Source organism: Beduinella massiliensis, assembly GCF_900199405.1.
GTDB lineage: Bacteria > Bacillota > Clostridia > Christensenellales > Aristaeellaceae > Beduinella > Beduinella massiliensis.
Window position 1 is genome coordinate 1438266 of sequence record NZ_LT963430.1, and the last position, 15753, is coordinate 1454018.

At 61.8% G+C, this 15753-nt stretch carries 12 protein-coding genes and 1 pseudogene; all 13 read left to right on the forward strand.

Annotated features, from left to right (window positions below; all coding sequences use genetic code 11):
- The first annotated feature begins 25 nt into the window (after positions 1–25).
- The 13 genes and pseudogenes from C1725_RS07135 (at position 26) to C1725_RS07195 (ending at position 15722) form a co-directional block, all read left to right on the forward strand.
- On the forward strand, positions 26–721 hold the full coding sequence (locus C1725_RS07135) for a metallophosphoesterase (protein ID WP_102410947.1): 696 nt from the start codon (positions 26–28) through the stop codon (positions 719–721).
- 397 nt (positions 722–1118) lie between these two features.
- Positions 1119–1565 (forward strand): division/cell wall cluster transcriptional repressor MraZ, encoded by a 447-nt coding sequence (gene mraZ / locus C1725_RS07140; RefSeq protein WP_102410948.1) that lies wholly within the window; start codon positions 1119–1121, stop codon positions 1563–1565.
- A gap of 75 nt (positions 1566–1640) precedes the next feature.
- Positions 1641–2180 carry a septum formation initiator family protein gene (locus tag C1725_RS07145; protein ID WP_102410949.1) on the forward strand — a complete coding sequence of 180 codons (540 nt, stop codon included), beginning with the start codon at positions 1641–1643 and terminating at the stop codon, positions 2178–2180.
- A gap of 26 nt (positions 2181–2206) precedes the next feature.
- Positions 2207–4327: a penicillin-binding transpeptidase domain-containing protein gene (locus C1725_RS07150; RefSeq protein WP_346026438.1), complete on the forward strand. Its 2121-nt coding sequence runs from the start codon at positions 2207–2209 to the stop codon at positions 4325–4327.
- A gap of 37 nt (positions 4328–4364) precedes the next feature.
- Positions 4365–5822: a UDP-N-acetylmuramoyl-L-alanyl-D-glutamate--2,6-diaminopimelate ligase gene (locus C1725_RS07155; RefSeq protein WP_346026439.1), complete on the forward strand. Its 1458-nt coding sequence runs from the start codon at positions 4365–4367 to the stop codon at positions 5820–5822.
- Positions 5823–5842: 20 nt separating this feature from the next.
- Positions 5843–6844 (forward strand): phospho-N-acetylmuramoyl-pentapeptide-transferase, encoded by a 1002-nt coding sequence (gene mraY, locus C1725_RS07160; RefSeq protein WP_102410952.1) that lies wholly within the window; start codon positions 5843–5845, stop codon positions 6842–6844.
- A 63-nt stretch (positions 6845–6907) separates the two neighbouring features.
- Positions 6908–8272 carry a UDP-N-acetylmuramoyl-L-alanine--D-glutamate ligase gene (gene murD, locus C1725_RS07165; RefSeq protein ID WP_346026440.1) on the forward strand — a complete coding sequence of 455 codons (1365 nt, stop codon included), beginning with the start codon at positions 6908–6910 and terminating at the stop codon, positions 8270–8272.
- Positions 8273–8347: 75 nt separating this feature from the next.
- Positions 8348–9436 (forward strand): putative lipid II flippase FtsW, encoded by a 1089-nt coding sequence (ftsW, locus tag C1725_RS07170; protein ID WP_146009183.1) that lies wholly within the window; start codon positions 8348–8350, stop codon positions 9434–9436.
- Positions 9437–9501: 65 nt separating this feature from the next.
- Positions 9502–10767: a UDP-N-acetylglucosamine 1-carboxyvinyltransferase gene (gene murA, locus C1725_RS07175; RefSeq protein ID WP_102410955.1), complete on the forward strand. Its 1266-nt coding sequence runs from the start codon at positions 9502–9504 to the stop codon at positions 10765–10767.
- Positions 10768–10782: 15 nt separating this feature from the next.
- Positions 10783–11709, forward strand: coding sequence for a cell division protein FtsQ/DivIB (locus tag C1725_RS07180; protein ID WP_102410956.1), 927 nt, complete (start codon positions 10783–10785; stop codon positions 11707–11709).
- Between the two features lie 215 nt (positions 11710–11924).
- Positions 11925–13109 (forward strand): cell division FtsA domain-containing protein, encoded by a 1185-nt coding sequence (locus tag C1725_RS07185; RefSeq protein WP_102410957.1) that lies wholly within the window; start codon positions 11925–11927, stop codon positions 13107–13109.
- Positions 13110–13142: 33 nt separating this feature from the next.
- Positions 13143–14126, forward strand: a pseudogene (gene ftsZ / locus C1725_RS07190) (cell division protein FtsZ); the annotation flags it as partial.
- Positions 14127–14591: 465 nt separating this feature from the next.
- The gene (locus tag C1725_RS07195) at positions 14592–15722 is read left to right on the forward strand and encodes an aminotransferase class I/II-fold pyridoxal phosphate-dependent enzyme (RefSeq protein ID WP_102410959.1); all 1131 of its coding nucleotides are present in this window, start codon (positions 14592–14594) and stop codon (positions 15720–15722) included.
- Positions 15723–15753: the final 31 nt, after the last annotated feature.

Genomic DNA, 15753 nt, shown 5'->3' on the forward strand with positions numbered 1-15753 from the left:
GCTTAAAAGGAGGGCGTGGGGAGGCATGAAAATTTTCGCAATCGCCGACCTGCACCTTCCTGGCGGGGACTCCAAGCCGATGGACGTCTTCGGCTCCCAGTGGGAGAACCACTTCGAGCGCATTTGCGAGGACTGGCACGCGCGCGTGCAGGCGGAGGACGTGGTATTGATCCCGGGGGATACCTCCTGGGCGATGCAGCTGGACGCGGCGTTGCCCGATCTTTTACAGATTGGCGCTCTGCCGGGGCGGAAGATTCTTCTGCGCGGCAACCACGACTTCTGGTGGAGCTCGCTGTCGCGCTTGCGTGCGGCGCTTCCAGAACAATTTTATGCCCTGCAAAACGATGCGATGTTGCTGTCGGGTGTGCTCTTTGCCGGCACGCGGGGCTGGGTATGCCCCGGCGGACCAGGGGAGACCGCGCAGGATCGAAAAATCTACGAGCGCGAAGTGCAGCGGTTAAGCCTATCGCTGAAGGACGCCAGAAGGTTGTCGAAGGAAGCGCCGATTGTGGCGATGCTCCACTTTCCTCCCTTTTTGGAGCCTGGGGCGCCGACGGCGTTAACGCGACTGTTGAGCGAATACGGCGTGCGCTACGCGGTATACGGGCACCTGCATGGGGCGAGCACTGCCCGGGCCTTTTGCGGAATGCTCGAAAATGTGCGCTATCAACTGGTTTCCTGCGATGCGCTTGACTTTACACTGCACGAAATTGCATACTAGATGAGAAATGGGCCGCGTGAGCGGCTCTTTTTTGATAAAAAATATGTTATGATATATAAATAATAATTACGCAACATATACCTCAGGTATGTTCATAAAAATGACGCAAATACTACATGTAGGGCGTAGAGCCTGTCAAGTTGTAAAATATGACAAATGACGCAAAAACCGTTGTGCAGCAACGGTTTTTTACAAATAGAGAACGCTTTGTCGCATCCTGACGAAGAGGGGAGATGCGGCAAGGCGTTTTTCGTAATTGTGAAGAAAGTATTACGGCGCCGCACAGTATCGTCATACTCTTTTTTTCTCAAAATACTTGAAAAGTGGTGGAGAGTGGTGTATAAAAGAGAATAGTTCCACAAAGTAGAGGGCAAGGGGCCGGGAAGGAGGATGCGTGATGGCGATGGCGGACTTTGCGGGTTCCTTCGAGCACAGCCTGGACAGCAAAGGGCGCGTCATCATCCCGGTATCCTTCCGTGAACAGCTCGGTGAAAACTTTACCATTGCCCTCAACAGCGAAAATACGGCGCTCGCGCTGTATCCGCAGACGAAGTGGGAAGAGATCAAGGCGCGTCTGTCACAGGTGCGCAGCACGGATGTCAAGGGCATGATGTACGTCAGGTACATAATGGGCAACGCCTTTACCGGCAATATCATGGACGCGCAGGGACGCATCCTGCTGCCGCAGAAGCTGCGCAGCAAGGTTGGCCTTACGCGTGAACTCGTATTTGTCGGTATGAACGAACACGTCGAAATCTGGGATGCGGCGCGTTATCAGGCGCAGGAGGCGGAGGCGGAGCTCGACTTCGCGGACCTGCTGGCCCATATGGAGGAGAAGTACTGAGGCGGGAAGGAAAGTAACGGTTGATCGCAGCGCCTGGCGCTGCGGTTCTCGATCGGGGGAAAGGGGAATACACTGATGGCAGAGCAAGTGGGGCGCGTGCGCCGGAATGCGTACGCGTATGCGATGCCCGTCGTGGACGGCAGCAGCGCGCTTGCGCCGGAGCGTACCCCGGAAGAAACGCCTCATGAAAGCAGGCGGGAGATTCACACACCGCAAAAACACGGCGATAAGGACAGACGGCGCCAGCAGATTCCGCTGTCGGCCGTTTTGATCGTCGCGATGGCGGGCGTGCTCTGCGCGGTATGCTTCATGTCCCTTTCGCAGATGGCCCATGCATCCAAGCTGCAAAAGGACATCGTCGCCATGCAAAAGAGCATCGAGCAGGAAAAGGAAAACAACATGCTGCTGCGCCAGCAGCTCACCGAGGCGACGGACGGCGAAATGATCCGAAATTACGCCGTCAACAAGCTGGGCATGGTGAAGCCCTCGAGCAAGCAAGTTTTCGAGATCAGCATTACGCAGAAAATACAAGTGAATAATCCATCAAGCACACAAGAGGACGCTAAAAAGGATAGGATCGATTGGCTCGGCGTGCTCTTGGGACTGCTGAAGTAGCAGCCCCTGCGGAGGGGGAATGCGGCTTGTTATCGCCGGGGATGACTGTACGAAAGCGTCTGATCTGGTTGCTGGTCGGGTTCTGCCTCCTTTTTCTTGCGCTGTGCGGCAGGCTCTTTCAGCTTCAGGTCGTGCGGGCGGCGGAATTGACGCAGCGGGGCGTAAACCAGTGGACGCGCAGCGGCATCGTGTCCGCAAAGCGCGGGGACATCACGGATCGAAACGGAAAGCTGCTGGTTCAGAGCACGACGGCCTACATCGTGTGCGCGAACCCGCGGCAGGTTACAAACCCTGAGGGCATGGCGCGCGTGCTGAACGAAGTGCTGGGCTTGGATGAGGAAACCGTTGTGAAGAAGGTTTCGGACAAGACAAAGTCTTCCGTCATCCTCAAGCGGCAGGTGTCGCGCGAGGACGTCAACACGCTGCGCGACTTCAAGGAGCGCGAGGAATATCAGCGTTCCGGGGCGCTCAAGGGGCTAACCTTTGACGAGGATACGAAAAGATGGTATCCTATGGGAGCGTACCTTTCGCAGACGCTGGGCATTACCAACGTGGACAGCGTAGGCCAGTCGGGCCTGGAGCAATACTATGAGGACTATCTGGCCGGTCAGCCCGGCAAGATTGTTTCCGAAGTGGACGCCAAGGCGCGGACGCTGGCGGACGGCGAACAGCAGTACATCCCGGCAGTCGCCGGGAACACGCTTCGGCTGACGATCGATAAGGAAATTCAAAGCTTTGTTGAAAAGGCGCTTCGGCAGTGCATCGAGGTGAACGAGGCGGTCCGGGTGCAGGCAATCGTGATGGACGTAAACACCGGCGAGGTGCTGGCCATGGCGATGAAGCCGGATTACGACCCGAACGATCCGCCGCGAAACGACGCCCAGACGCTGCAAAGCCTGATGCGCATCAGCACGATCAGCGACGTATACGAGCCGGGATCGACGTTCAAGATGCTGACCGCATCCGCCGCGCTGGACAGCGGTGTGACCAACCCGGACGATTCCTTTTACTGCTCGGGACGCATCAAGGTGGACGGCGACACCATCCGCTGCTGGGGCAATCCCCACGGGGCGGAGACGATGAAGAAGGCCATCCAGAATTCCTGTAATCCGGTGTTCGTGGAATTGGCGCTGCGGCTGGGTACGGACCGGCTGTATCGCTACCTGCGCGCGTTCGGGCTGGGAACACCCACCGGCATCGACCTGCCGGGCGAAGGAAGCGGCATTCTGATCGGCGCGCCGTACGTCAAGAACGTGGACCTCGCGCGCATCGGCTTTGGCCAGAGCGTGGCGGTGACACCGCTTCAGATGATCACCGCGGCCTGCGCGGTGGTCAACGGCGGGCGGCTGATGCGTCCTTATATCGTCAAGGAAGTGCTGGACGAGGACGGAAACGTCGTGGAGCGCACGCAGCCGCACGTCGTTTCCACGCCGATTACCGCGGAGACCTCCGCGACCATGCGCGAACTGCTCGAAAGCGTGGTGGCGGAGGGCGGCGGCAAGAACGCGCAGGTGGAGGGCTACCGCATCGGCGGCAAGACCGGCACGGCGCAGGTGTACAAGGAAGGCAAGATCGTGCGCGACGTGCACATCGGTTCCTTCGTCGGCTTTGCGCCCGCGGACGATCCGAAGTTCGCGGTGATCGTGATCGTAAACGAGGCTTCCGTGTACGTCGATTACGGCGGTACGACGGCGGCGCCGTTTGCGGCGCAGATCATGCAGGAGACGCTGGAGTACATGGGAATCCTGCCGTACGACACCAAACAGCGCGAACCGGTGAAGGTGCCGGAGACGCGCGGAATGACGGTCAAAGAGGCGAAGGCGCTGCTTAAGGATGCGGGTCTGGATGCGCTGGTGGACGGCGATGCGGAGACGGTGATCTCGCAGATGCCTCTGCCGGGCGCGACGATGAACGAAGGCTCCATCGTGATGCTCTACGTGACGGAGGGCACGCCGATGGACGCGCAGGACCTCGTGCTGGTGCCGGACGTGCTCGGAAAGCCCATCGTGGAGGCGAGCCGCCTGCTGCGGGCGCGCGAACTGGAAATGCTGATAGAGGGAAGCGGTCTGGCGAAGAGCCAGAAGCCCGCGTCCGGTACCTATGTGGAGCCGGGGACGCAGGTGACCGTCACCTTTGAAATACCGTAAAAACCGCCGCAGGCAGCGGCAGGCCGGAGGAATGACGATGTACCTGAAGGATTTGCTCCTAGACGTACCCGAGGTACTGGACGTGCGCGGGGATGACGGCATCGAAATCAAGGCGCTGAGCGCGGATTCGCGCAAACAGCTGGAGCAGGGGATGTTCTTCTGCTTCAGCGGCGCGAACTTCGATGCGCACGATTTTGCGGGCCAGGCGGTTGAAAACGGCAGCGTGGCCCTGGTCGTGGAGCGCTACTTGCCGGACGTTCAGGCGGTACAGGTGCGCGTGAGCGATGGGCGCGCGGCGATGGCACGCATCGCCAGCGCCTTTCACGGGCACCCTGATAAGCGCATGCGCATGGTAGGCGTCACGGGCACCAAGGGAAAGACGACCACGACCTACCTGCTCAAGTCCATCTGCGAGGCGGCGGGCATGAAGTGCGGATTGATCGGCACGACGGGCAACATGATCGGCGCGCGCATGCTGGAAAGCAGGCTGACCACCCCGGACCCCATCGAATTGTACGATACCCTGCACACCATGGCCGACGAAGGGGTGCAGGTGGTCTGCATGGAGGTTTCGGCGCACGCGCTGGCCCTGCACAAGCTCGTAGGCATGACGTTTGAGGCGGCGGCCTACACGAACCTGTCGCTGGATCACTTGGACTTCTTCGGCACGATGGAGCACTACAGGGACGCGAAGCGGATGCTGTTTGCGGACGGGCTGTGCCGGAACGCTGCGTTCAACGCGGATGAGGAGACGACCCCGGTCGTAATGGGGGGACTTGCGCTGCCCTGCATGACGTTCGGCATCAGCGAAAACGCGGATCTGTACGCAAGGGACATCGAGATCACCGAAAACGGCGTTTCCTTCATGCTGAACCTGCGCGGGCTGCACAGCGCGGAGATCCACCTGAAGATGACGGGCATGTTCAACGTGTACAACGCCCTGGCAGCGACCGCGCTTGCGATGATCTTGGGCATCGACCTGGAGACGATCAAGCGCGGGCTGGAGGCGGTTCGCAGCGCGCCGGGCCGCATCGAGATGCTGGAGACGAACACGCCTTACCGCATGATTCTGGACTACTCGCACTCGCCGGACGCGCTGGACAACATCCTGCGCACGGTGCGCACGTTCACGCGGGGACGCCTGATCGCCCTGTTCGGCTGCGGCGGTGACCGAGACCGCCAGAAGCGTCCGGTCATGGGCCGCATCAGCGGCCAGCTGGCCGACCTTTCGGTGCTGACCAGCGACAACCCGCGCCGTGAGGATCCGATGCAGATTCTGGACGCGATCGAGGATGGCATTCGCGAGACGAACGGGGAGTACGTCGTCATCGAAAACCGCCGCGAGGCCATCCGCTACGCGATGAGCGTGGCGCGGGAGGGAGACGTCATCGTGCTGTGCGGCAAGGGGCACGAGACGTATCAGGACATCGGCGGCGTCAAGCACCCGTTCGACGAGAAGATCGTCGTCGCGGAGCTGCTAACGGAGATGGAATAAACGTTTAGGAGGAATCGGGCATGCAAAGGATGATCTGGGCGGTGCTCGCGGCCTTCCTGCTGTCGCTTGCGGTGGGGCCGGTTCTGCTGCCTGCGCTGAAAAAGCTGAAATTTGGACAAAACGTCTACGAGCTCGCCCCGGAAAGCCATCAGAAAAAGCAGGGTGTGCCGACGATGGGCGGTCTGATGATCGCGCTGGTCACGATCGTGGTGGCGCTCCTTATGCACGTGGGCAGCTTCGACGTGAAGACCGATATGATGATCGCCGTGCTGCTGCTTTCGCTCGGCAACCTTTGTATCGGCTTTGCGGACGACATGACGAAGATTCGCCGGGGCAAGAACGGCGGCCTTACGCCCGCGCAGAAGATGATCTGCCAGACGCTCCTTGCCGTGGCCTTTTCGGTGTACTGCTACTACCACCCGCTGGTGGGATCGCGGCTCATCGTCCCCTTCTTTGGAATCGAATGGGATCTGGGGCTCTTTTACATCCCGGTGGCGGTCTTCGTCATCGTCGGAACGACCAATAGCGCGAACCTGCTCGACGGCCTTGACGGTCTGCTGGGTTCCGTAGCGCTCGTGGACATGGCGACGCTGGGCCTGCTTTCGCTCTTCGCGGCGGCAGCCGTGTCCGGGCTGGATGCGACGAACCTGACCAACCTCGCGGTGCTCTGCTGCGCGCTGGCGGGTGCGTGCATGGGGTTTCTGCGCTTTAATATCTACCCCGCGCGCCTCTTCATGGGCGATACCGGCTCCATGTTCATCGGCGGTGCGGTCGTCGGCGCGGCGCTGCTGCTGCGGCTCCCGCTGCTGCTCGTCATCATCGCTTTCTGCATGCTGATCTCCAGCCTGTCCGATATCATCCAGATCACCTATTTCAAGCTGACCCACGGCAAGCGCATCTTCAAAATGGCGCCGATCCATCATCACTTTGAATTGTGCGGCATTCCGGAAACGAAGATCGTGACGATGTACACCATCGTGACGGTGGTGCTTTGCCTGATCGGCATTCTCAGCGTCGCGTAAGGCGGACGCTGCCAAGACCATTGCAGCGCGGGCATTGCCCGCCTTTTTTAGGAGGTGCTGTGTTTGGAATTTAAGGATCGGCGGGTGCTGGTCGTGGGCCTCGCGCGAAGCGGCGTCGCCGCGGCGGCGCTGCTGTGCAGGCTAGGCGCGAAGGTCACGGCGAACGATTCCAAGACGCAGGCGGAATTGGGCGGCGCGTTGGACGCGCTTTCCGGTCTTTCGATCGACCTGCGCCTGGGCGAGGCGGCGGAGGGGCTGCTCGCTGGGCAGGACGTGCTGGTCATCAGCCCCGGCATTCCGTATGCGGCGCCCTTCGTGCAGCGTGCGCTTTCGCTCGGCATCGAGGTCATCGGCGAGGTAGAGCTGGCCGCCCGCGTGAGCAGGAGCCCGCTGATCGCTATTACGGGCACAAACGGCAAGACGACGACGACGACGCTGACCGGTGAGATCTTCAAAAATGCCGGACGCCGAACCTTCGTGGTCGGGAACATCGGCGATCCTTTCGCCGCCATCGCGGACGAGGCAGGGCCGGAGGATCGCGTAGTCTGCGAGATTTCCTCGTTTCAGTGCGAAAGCATGAGGGACTATCATCCGCATATCGGGGCGGTGCTTAACATCACGGAGGACCACCTGAACCGTCACGGAGACATGCGGACGTACGTGTCGATGAAGCGCCGCATCTTTCAAAATCAGACGGAGCAGGATTTCGCGGTCTTCAACCAGGATGACGCGACGTGCCGCGAGATGTCAAAGGGGCTTAGGGCGCGCACAGCCTTCTTCTCGCGCAGCGGAGAGGTTCCGTTTGGCGCGTACGCAAAAGAGGGCGCGGTTTATCTGAGGCTGGGCGAAGCGCCGCAGCGCGTGTGCGGCATAGATGAAATCCGCATCCCGGGGCCGCACAACCTGGAAAACGCGCTGGCTGCGGCGCTGATGACAGGCCTGATGGGCGTGGATGCGGAGACGATCGCAAACACGCTCCGCACGTTCAAGGGCGTGGAGCACCGCATCGAGTTCGTCCGCGAGTTCGAGGGCGTGCGCTACATCGACGACACGAAGGGAACGAACGTGGACGCTACGCAGAAGGCGGTGCTCGCCATGCGCGCGCCGACCCTCCTGATCGCGGGCGGAAGCGATAAGAACGTGGACTTCATTCCTCTGGCTAAGACGATTCTTGAAAGCGGCGTAATCGAAAAGGTCGTGCTCATCGGGCAGACGGCGGAGAAGATTGCGGCGGCTCTGGACGCGGTAGGCTACAAAAGCTACGTGCACGAAGGCTACTCGATGGAAAGAGCGGTCGCCCGCTGCCGCAGCGAAGCGAAAAAGGGATTCAACGTGCTGCTCTCTCCAGCGTGCGCAAGCTTTGACATGTTCAAGAACTGCGAACAGCGGGGGGACGTCTTCAAAAGGCTGGTCATGGAGCTCGAATGACCGCCCCCGCTGCAAAAGAAGTGGGGGATAGCATTGATCTCTTTGGCGAAAAAAGTCTCTGGTCCGCGCAGGAGCGTGGACGTATCCGTGGTCGTCTGCATGGTGCTGCTGCTCCTGTTCGGGCTGGTCGTGCTGTTCAGCGCGACGTATTACAGCGCGCAGGACAGCGGAGACGCGCTGGCGGCCGTCAAAAAGCAGCTGATCGGCATCGGTCTGGGCGCGGCGGCCTGCTTTCTTCTTTCGAGGATCGATTATCACATCTTCGCCCGGCCGCAGATCATCCTGACGATGCTGGTGGCGAGCGCGGTGCTGCTCGTGCTGGTGCTCGTGCCGGGCATCGGCGTGTACGTAAACGGTTCGCGCCGCTGGCTGAATCTCGGGGGGTTGAGCTTTCAGCCCTCCGAATTTGCGAAGTTTACGATGGTCGCCTTTATGGCCAGCGCACTCACCAAGCGAGGGGATAAGGTTCAAAACCTCGTCACAGGCATCGCGCCCCTGCTCGTCGTACCGGGCATCATGTTCCTGCTCATCCTCGAGCAGCCCAACCTGTCCACCGGCGGCAGCATCCTCATCGTGGCGGTGCTGATGCTGCTTATCGCCGGGGCGAGGTGGCGTCATCTCGCACTGCTGGGCGCAGGCGGCGCCTGCGTCGGCGCGGCCTATGCCTGGAGCGCGGAATACCGCCGCGAGCGCCTGCTCTCCTTTCGCGACCCGTTCGCGAAGATGAGCGACGAGGGATACCAGCTGTCGCAGTCGCTCATCGCCTTCGGCTCGGGCGGCCTGTTTGGACAGGGGCTCGGCGCAGGCAGGCAGAAGTTCGCCTACCTGCCCTACCCGGAATCGGACTTCATCTTCGCCATCGTCGGCGAGGACTTCGGGCTCGTCGGCTGCGCGGCGGTGATCGCGCTGTTCGCGGCCTTCGTGTTCGCGGGCGTCCGCGTGGCGCTCACCTGCCCCGACCGCTTCGGCTGCCTGCTGGCGGCGGGCGTCACGACGATGATCGGCATGCAGGCGTTTATCAACATCGGCGTGGTCATCGGCATCTTGCCGACGACGGGCCTGCCGCTTCCCTTCTTCAGCGCGGGCGGCACTTCGATCAGCATCATCATGGCAGCCGTTGGCGTGCTGCTGTCTGTGTCGCGCAGCTGTGAGCGCCCCTACTGACGCGCTTTCACACCCCGGCCTCAGTCGCATAGAGTATTAGCGACGAAGGTCTTGGAGGTGTGCGGATGGAAAAGTTTCGGGTAGAGGGCGGGATACGGCTTACAGGCAGGACGCGCGTACACTGCGCGAAGAACGCGGTGCTTCCGATCTTGGCGGGGGCTATTCTGGCGGACGATCCGGTGACGCTGCTGGACTGCCCCGACATCGCGGACGTGAACAACATGGTGCGCATCTTACATACGCTGGGCTGCACGGTCCGCGGCGAGGGCTCGGAGACGCTGGTGGACGCCGCGACGATTCAAAGCGACGCGATGCCGGAGGGATTATCCAAGCGCCTGCGTTCGTCTGTATTCATGATGGGCGCGTTGCTGGGGCGGATGCGCCGCGCGGTGATCCCCTATCCGGGCGGATGCGAGATCGGCCAGCGGCCGATCGACCTGCACCTTGCCGGGCTTTCGGCATTGGGCGTGCGCATCCGCGAGGAAGGCGGGCTGGTGCTCTGCGACGGCGAGCACATGCGCGGGGGAGAGGTGCACCTGGACTACCCGAGCGTGGGCGCGACGGAAAACGTGATGATGGCGGCGGCGCGCATTCCCGGGCGCACGGTGATCCACAACGCCGCCCGCGAGCCGGAAATTGCGGACCTGCAGCGCTTCCTTAACGCCTGCGGCGCGCGCATCGAGGGCGCGGGAAGCCCCACCATCTTGATCGACGGCGTCAGCCGCATGCACGGCACGATCTACCGTCCGATGCCGGACCGCATCGAGGCGGGGACCCTGCTTGCCGCCGCGGCCATCACGGGCGGCGAGATCGAACTGATGGGCGCGCCCGTGCAGGAGCTGGGCGCGGTCACGGCGAAACTGCGGGACATGGGCTGCCGTGTGGATTCACAGCCGGGCCGCATGAGGCTTTCGGCGCCCGTGCGCCTGAGCGCGCCGGGGCAGCTCCTCACGCAGCCGTATCCGGGTTTTCCGACCGACATGCAGGCACAAATGCTGGCGCTCTCCTGCGTGGCGCGCGGAACCTCCATCATCACGGAGACGGTGTTTGAAAACAGGTTTACGCACGTGGGCGACCTTAGACGCATGGGCGCGGACATCGTGGTAAAGGACCGCACGGCGGTCGTCCGCGGCGTCGGCACGCTGCACGGCGCGACGGTGGCGGCGCGCGACCTGCGCGGCGGCGCGGCGCTGATGATCGCCGGGCTCTGCGCGCAGGGAGAGACAGTCGTGGAAAACGCGGAGATCATCGACCGCGGGTACGAGCGGCTGGAAGAGACGCTTACGGACTTGGGCGCCGACGTTCGGCGCGAGCGGCAGACGGACGAATGAAAGCGGGAGGTCAACATGGCTGGCAGGTACGACGACGACATTCAAATGCAGGAAGAGGCGAGCGCCCGTCACCCCGGAAGGACGGCGGCGCTCGTACTCTTCGTGCTCCTCCTGATCGGCTTCTTCGTGACGCAAAGCACGATCTTCGTGCTGCACAGCGTACAGGTGGACGGGGGAGGCGGCCGCTTCACGGCCCAGCAGATCGCGGACATCGCGGGCCTGCGGATGGGGCAGCCGATCTTTTCGCTCAATGAGGAAAAGATCAAAAAGAACGTCGAGAGCAACCGATACCTGCGCTTTGAGGGCATGGATATCCTCTATCCCGACAGCCTGGTGCTGCGCGTGGAGGAACGCCAGGCCTGCGCGACGGTGACGTACCTGGGGGTCATGTTCGTGCTGGATGACGAGGGGCGCGTATTGGAGCAGTACGGCAGCGAGAGCAAGACGGTGGACGTTCCCGTCGTCACGGGGCTCAAGGTCAAGAGCCTCACGATCGGGGAGACGCTGCAGACCGAGATGTCGGGGCAGATGGAGGAAGTGCGCACGGTGCTGGCCGCGCTGTCTGAAAGCGAGATGGCGGACCGCGCGGTCGAATTGAACGTGTCGGATTCGGACAACCTGTACCTGATGACTTTGGAGGGGCTGAAGATCGAACTGGGCGACGCCTCGAAGATGGACCTGAAGCTGTCGATCGCGCAGGAGGTGCTGCGCAAAATGACCGACACGGCGTTCCTGGAGCAGGTGCGCTTAAAGCAGGAACAGGTCGATGCGGATGCCGCGGAAAAGCGCAAGCGCGCGGTGCAGGCCGGAACCATGACGCCTGAGGAAGCGGAGGCGCAGGCCAAGGAAACCGCAAAAGAGCCGCGGCTCACCTTTGAGCTGGCGGGCGCCAAGCTCGACGTGTCCTCCGCGGAGGTGGCGGATTTCGTGCCCGCTCAGTAAAAATGCATGAAAACAGACCGTCGGTTCACCTTTTAAGCATCTTTTTATCCACGAAACGGCGGTCTGATCTAAAAAAATGAACGAAAACAGACTGTTTTTAGCAATGGTTCTTGCATATGTCGCGTAAAAAGGTTAAAATATAGTATCTTACATTATATACGTCAGAAGTTACCATTCGGCGCGCAGGCTGCGCGCAACGGGGAGTAGAAACGAAGATGAAAAAGACAGCGGCTGTGGTCGACTTCGGAACGTCGAAAATCGTGACCCTGGTGGCGGAAAGCGGCAGCTATCACCGCTGCGACATCATTGGCGCGGGGACGGTTTCCTACGACGGCTTTATGGACGGCGAGTGGAACGCGCCGGGACTTGTCAGCCAGGCGATCCACGATTCGGTCGCGGAAGCCGAAGCGCAGTCCCACCGGCGGATCAAGGAAGTCTACGTCGGCGTACCGGGTGAGTTTTCCCGCGTATACGTCATCGAGACGCAGGTGCAGCTTCAGGGCGCCGACCCTCGCGTGACCCCTGCGGACGTGGAGCGGGTGTTCATTCAGGCGACGGAGGAAGTGCAGCCCCTGCGCGGCGCGATTATCCACCGCTCGCCGGCATGGTTCATGGTCGACGAGGGCAAAAAAACGATGGAACCGGTCGACATGAAGGGCAGCACGCTTCGGGCGATGGTTTCCTTTATCGTCGCGGACCAGTTCTTCCTGAACGATGTTTCCAACCGCATGGCGCAGATGGGCCTCACGGTCAAGGGGTTCTATTCGACCCCGATGGGCGAGGCGCTGCTCTTCCTGACGCCGGAGGATCGCGACCGCACCGCGGTGCTGGTGGACGTCGGATACCTTTCTACGGAGGTCATGGCCGTCGAAGGCGACGCGCTGATCTTCCACAAGGTGCTGCCGGTCGGCGGCGCGCACATCACGCTGGACCTGGTGACGGGGCTGGAAGCGCCGATGGCGCAGTGCGAGCAGATCAAGCGCAGCTATGTGTTCAATATAAATGCGGACGAAAAACAGGAAGCGATCGCCGAAAACGGCCAGAGCGAGACGTTCAGCCACGAACAGGTGGCGCGCGTGCTCGAGCCGCGGGTGGACGAGATCGCGGAAATGATTCAGGAATGCATCGACCACAGCGGCGTACGCTTGGGCAGCTGGTCGAACATCTACCTCACGGGAGGCGGCATCGCGCCGATGAACGGCGGGCGCGTGTACCTATCCAACCAACTGGGACGAGCCGTGCGCCAACCGGCGGCCAAGACGGCCAAGCTGAACAGCCCGATCTATTCCAGCGCCCTGGGCCTGGTGGATTTGGTCTTCGAGACCATTGAAACCAGCGAGGAAGAGGGCTCTGTCGTTGGGAAAATATCTTCTTTCTTCCAGAACCTGCTGGGGAAATAAAGGATTTCTTTTGAATTAAAAGGGGGATGACTTGTGCTCGAGTTTGAAGTCGAACAGAACTCCTATGCGTCCATCAAAGTAGTCGGATGCGGCGGCGGCGGCAACAACGCCGTCAACCGCATGGTGGATTCGGGGCTGCGGGGCGTGGAGTTCGTGTCCATCAATACGGACAAGCAGGCGCTGAATCTATCGCAGGCGCAGCATAAAATCCAGATCGGCGAAAAGCTGACGAAGGGCCTGGGCGCGGGTGCCGTGCCGGACATCGGCCGGCGCGCGGCGGAGGAAAGCCGCGAGGAGATCGCCCAGGCGCTCAAGGGCTCCGACCTCGTGTTCGTCACGGCGGGCATGGGCGGCGGAACCGGCACGGGCGCCGCGCCTATCGTGGCCGAGGTCGCGCGCGAGCTGGGATGCTTGACGATCGCCGTCGTCACCAAGCCCTTCCTGTTCGAGGGAAAGCAGCGCATGAAGAACGCGGAGACGGGCATCAGCGAGCTCAAGCAGCGCGTGGATACCCTCGTGGTCATCCCCAACGACCGGCTGCTGCAGGTCGTCAGCAAGGGCACCACGATGTTGGAAGCCTTCCGCATCGCGGACGACGTGCTTCGTCAGGGCATTCAGGGCATTTCCGACCTGATTGCCGTTCCTGCGCTCATCAACCTGGACTTTGCGGACGTAAAGACCGTCATGGAGTCCGGCGGCATGGCGCACATGGGCATCGGCGTGGGCAAGGGCGAAAACCGCATGGTCGAGGCGGCGAAGAACGCCATCCAATCCCCGATGCTGGAAACCTCGATCGACGGCGCGCGCGCAGTGCTGATGAACATCACCGGCGGCCCGGACATCAGCATCATCGATATCAACGAGGCGGCGCAGCTGGTCATGCAGGCGGCGGACAGCGAGGCCAACATCATCTTCGGCGCGGGCATCGACGAGACGCTGGAGGACGAGGTGCGCATCACGGTCATCGCTACCGGCTTTGAAAAGACGCCCTTCCCGCCCAAGGAGCCGGTCAAGCGCCAGCGTCAGGCCTATGCGCCCTCGCAGGCGCCCTACGTGCCGGTGACGCAGACGAGCTACAGCGCGCCGGAAGAGCCGCGCGCGTATTCGCGTTACGACGCGAGCTATACGCCGGCCGAGGGCGGTTACGCGCCCCGCGCGGAGGGTGCTTACGCCCCGCGCCAGGACGACGGCGAGCCGGAGATTCCCTCCTTCGTCAACAGCGGCATGAACCGCGGGCCCGCGCCGCAGCGCGTATCCCCCTTCCAGGGCATGCCCGTGCAGCAGAACCCGGTGCGCGAACAGCCGCCGGAGGAAGCGCCGCAGGAGACGAGCCGCTCCTATCTGTCCGATGTGCCAGCGTACCTGCGCCGTCAGCCGAAAAAATAAGCTTCGATTCAGCTTGTCCGTCCGGTCGATTGACCGGACGGATTTTCCATGTTATAATCCGGTTATTCTTGATGGAGAGGCAGGAGGCGATGCGCGATGGAAATGAACCGCGCCGTCATGGCGATGCAGCCCAGCGGCATCCGGCGCATCACGGCGGAGGCACGGCGAATACCGGGATGTATTTCCCTGACGCTGGGCGAGCCGGACTTTGACACGCCGGAGCCCATCCGCGCGCGTACGAAGCGGGCGCTCGACGAAAACTATACCCATTACCCGCCCAACGCGGGCTATGCGGCGCTGCGAAAACAGATCGCGGCCTATGAAAACGGCCGCCATGGTACAGACTATACGGAGGACGAGGTCATCGTGACGGCGGGCTCCACCGAGGCAATCGCCTGCGCGCTGATCGCCATCCTGAACCCGGGCGACGAGGTGATCGTGCCCGTGCCTGCCTTCGGGCTTTACGAGCAGCTGATCGCGATCGCAGGCAGCGTATACGTTCCTCTGCACACGGAGGAGGACGGATTTCAGATTACGGAAAAGCGCCTGAACGCCTGCCTGACGGAAAGGACCAAGGCGATCATCGTCACCACGCCCAACAACCCCACCGGCTGCGTGCTGGAAGAGCCGTCGCTATCGCTGCTCTCCCGCGCAGCGAAGGCGCGCGGCTTGTTCGTGCTGCTGGACGGCGTATACGACCGCCTGATCTACCGGGAGAGCATCCCCCATCTGATGGACGATACCAGCCTGAAGGACCGCCTGATCGCCCTGCAGAGCTTTTCCAAGCCCTTCGCCATGACGGGCTGGCGCGTGGGCTACAGCCTGGCGGACGCGCCCGTGACGGCGCAGATGCTCAAGGTACACGCGTCGCTCGTGGTGGGCGTGTCGGCATTCTCGCAGCGGGGCTGCGAGGGCATCTTCGGCACGGACATCGAGCCCATGCGGGCGCGCTACAGGGAACGGCGCGATTACGTGCTTTCCAGGCTTGCGGCGATGGGCCTGGAGACGGTGCGGCCGGACGGCGCGTTTTACGTGTTTCCCTCCATCGCGCGCTTTCAAATGCCGTCGGAGGAGTTTGCGCTTCGCCTGATGCGCGAGGCGAAGGTCGCCGTGGTGCCGGGGAGCTGTTTTGGCGTGGAGGGCTTTGTGCGCATCACGTATTGTTACAGCGACGGGGAGCTTCAGGAGGGGATGGACCGACTGGAGCGCTTTGTCAGGACGCTATAGGGCTTTAGATCAGGAAAATTTCTGCGAAAAA

Bases quoted from the DNA above. Each gene is read 5' to 3' on its own strand.
- mraY (WP_102410952.1), top strand. From the start codon at position 5,843: ATGCAAAGGATGATCTGGGCGGTGCTCGCGGCCTTCCTGCTGTCGCTT.
- murA (WP_102410955.1), top strand. From the start codon at position 9,502: ATGGAAAAGTTTCGGGTAGAGGGCGGGATACGGCTTACAGGCAGGACG.
- C1725_RS07145 (WP_102410949.1), top strand. From the start codon at position 1,641: ATGGCAGAGCAAGTGGGGCGCGTGCGCCGGAATGCGTACGCGTATGCG.
- C1725_RS07195 (WP_102410959.1), top strand. From the start codon at position 14,592: ATGGAAATGAACCGCGCCGTCATGGCGATGCAGCCCAGCGGCATCCGG.
- C1725_RS07155 (WP_346026439.1), top strand. From the start codon at position 4,365: ATGTACCTGAAGGATTTGCTCCTAGACGTACCCGAGGTACTGGACGTG.
- C1725_RS07135 (WP_102410947.1), top strand. From the start codon at position 26: ATGAAAATTTTCGCAATCGCCGACCTGCACCTTCCTGGCGGGGACTCC.
- mraZ (WP_102410948.1), top strand. From the start codon at position 1,119: ATGGCGATGGCGGACTTTGCGGGTTCCTTCGAGCACAGCCTGGACAGC.
- C1725_RS07185 (WP_102410957.1), top strand. From the start codon at position 11,925: ATGAAAAAGACAGCGGCTGTGGTCGACTTCGGAACGTCGAAAATCGTG.
- C1725_RS07180 (WP_102410956.1), top strand. From the start codon at position 10,783: ATGGCTGGCAGGTACGACGACGACATTCAAATGCAGGAAGAGGCGAGC.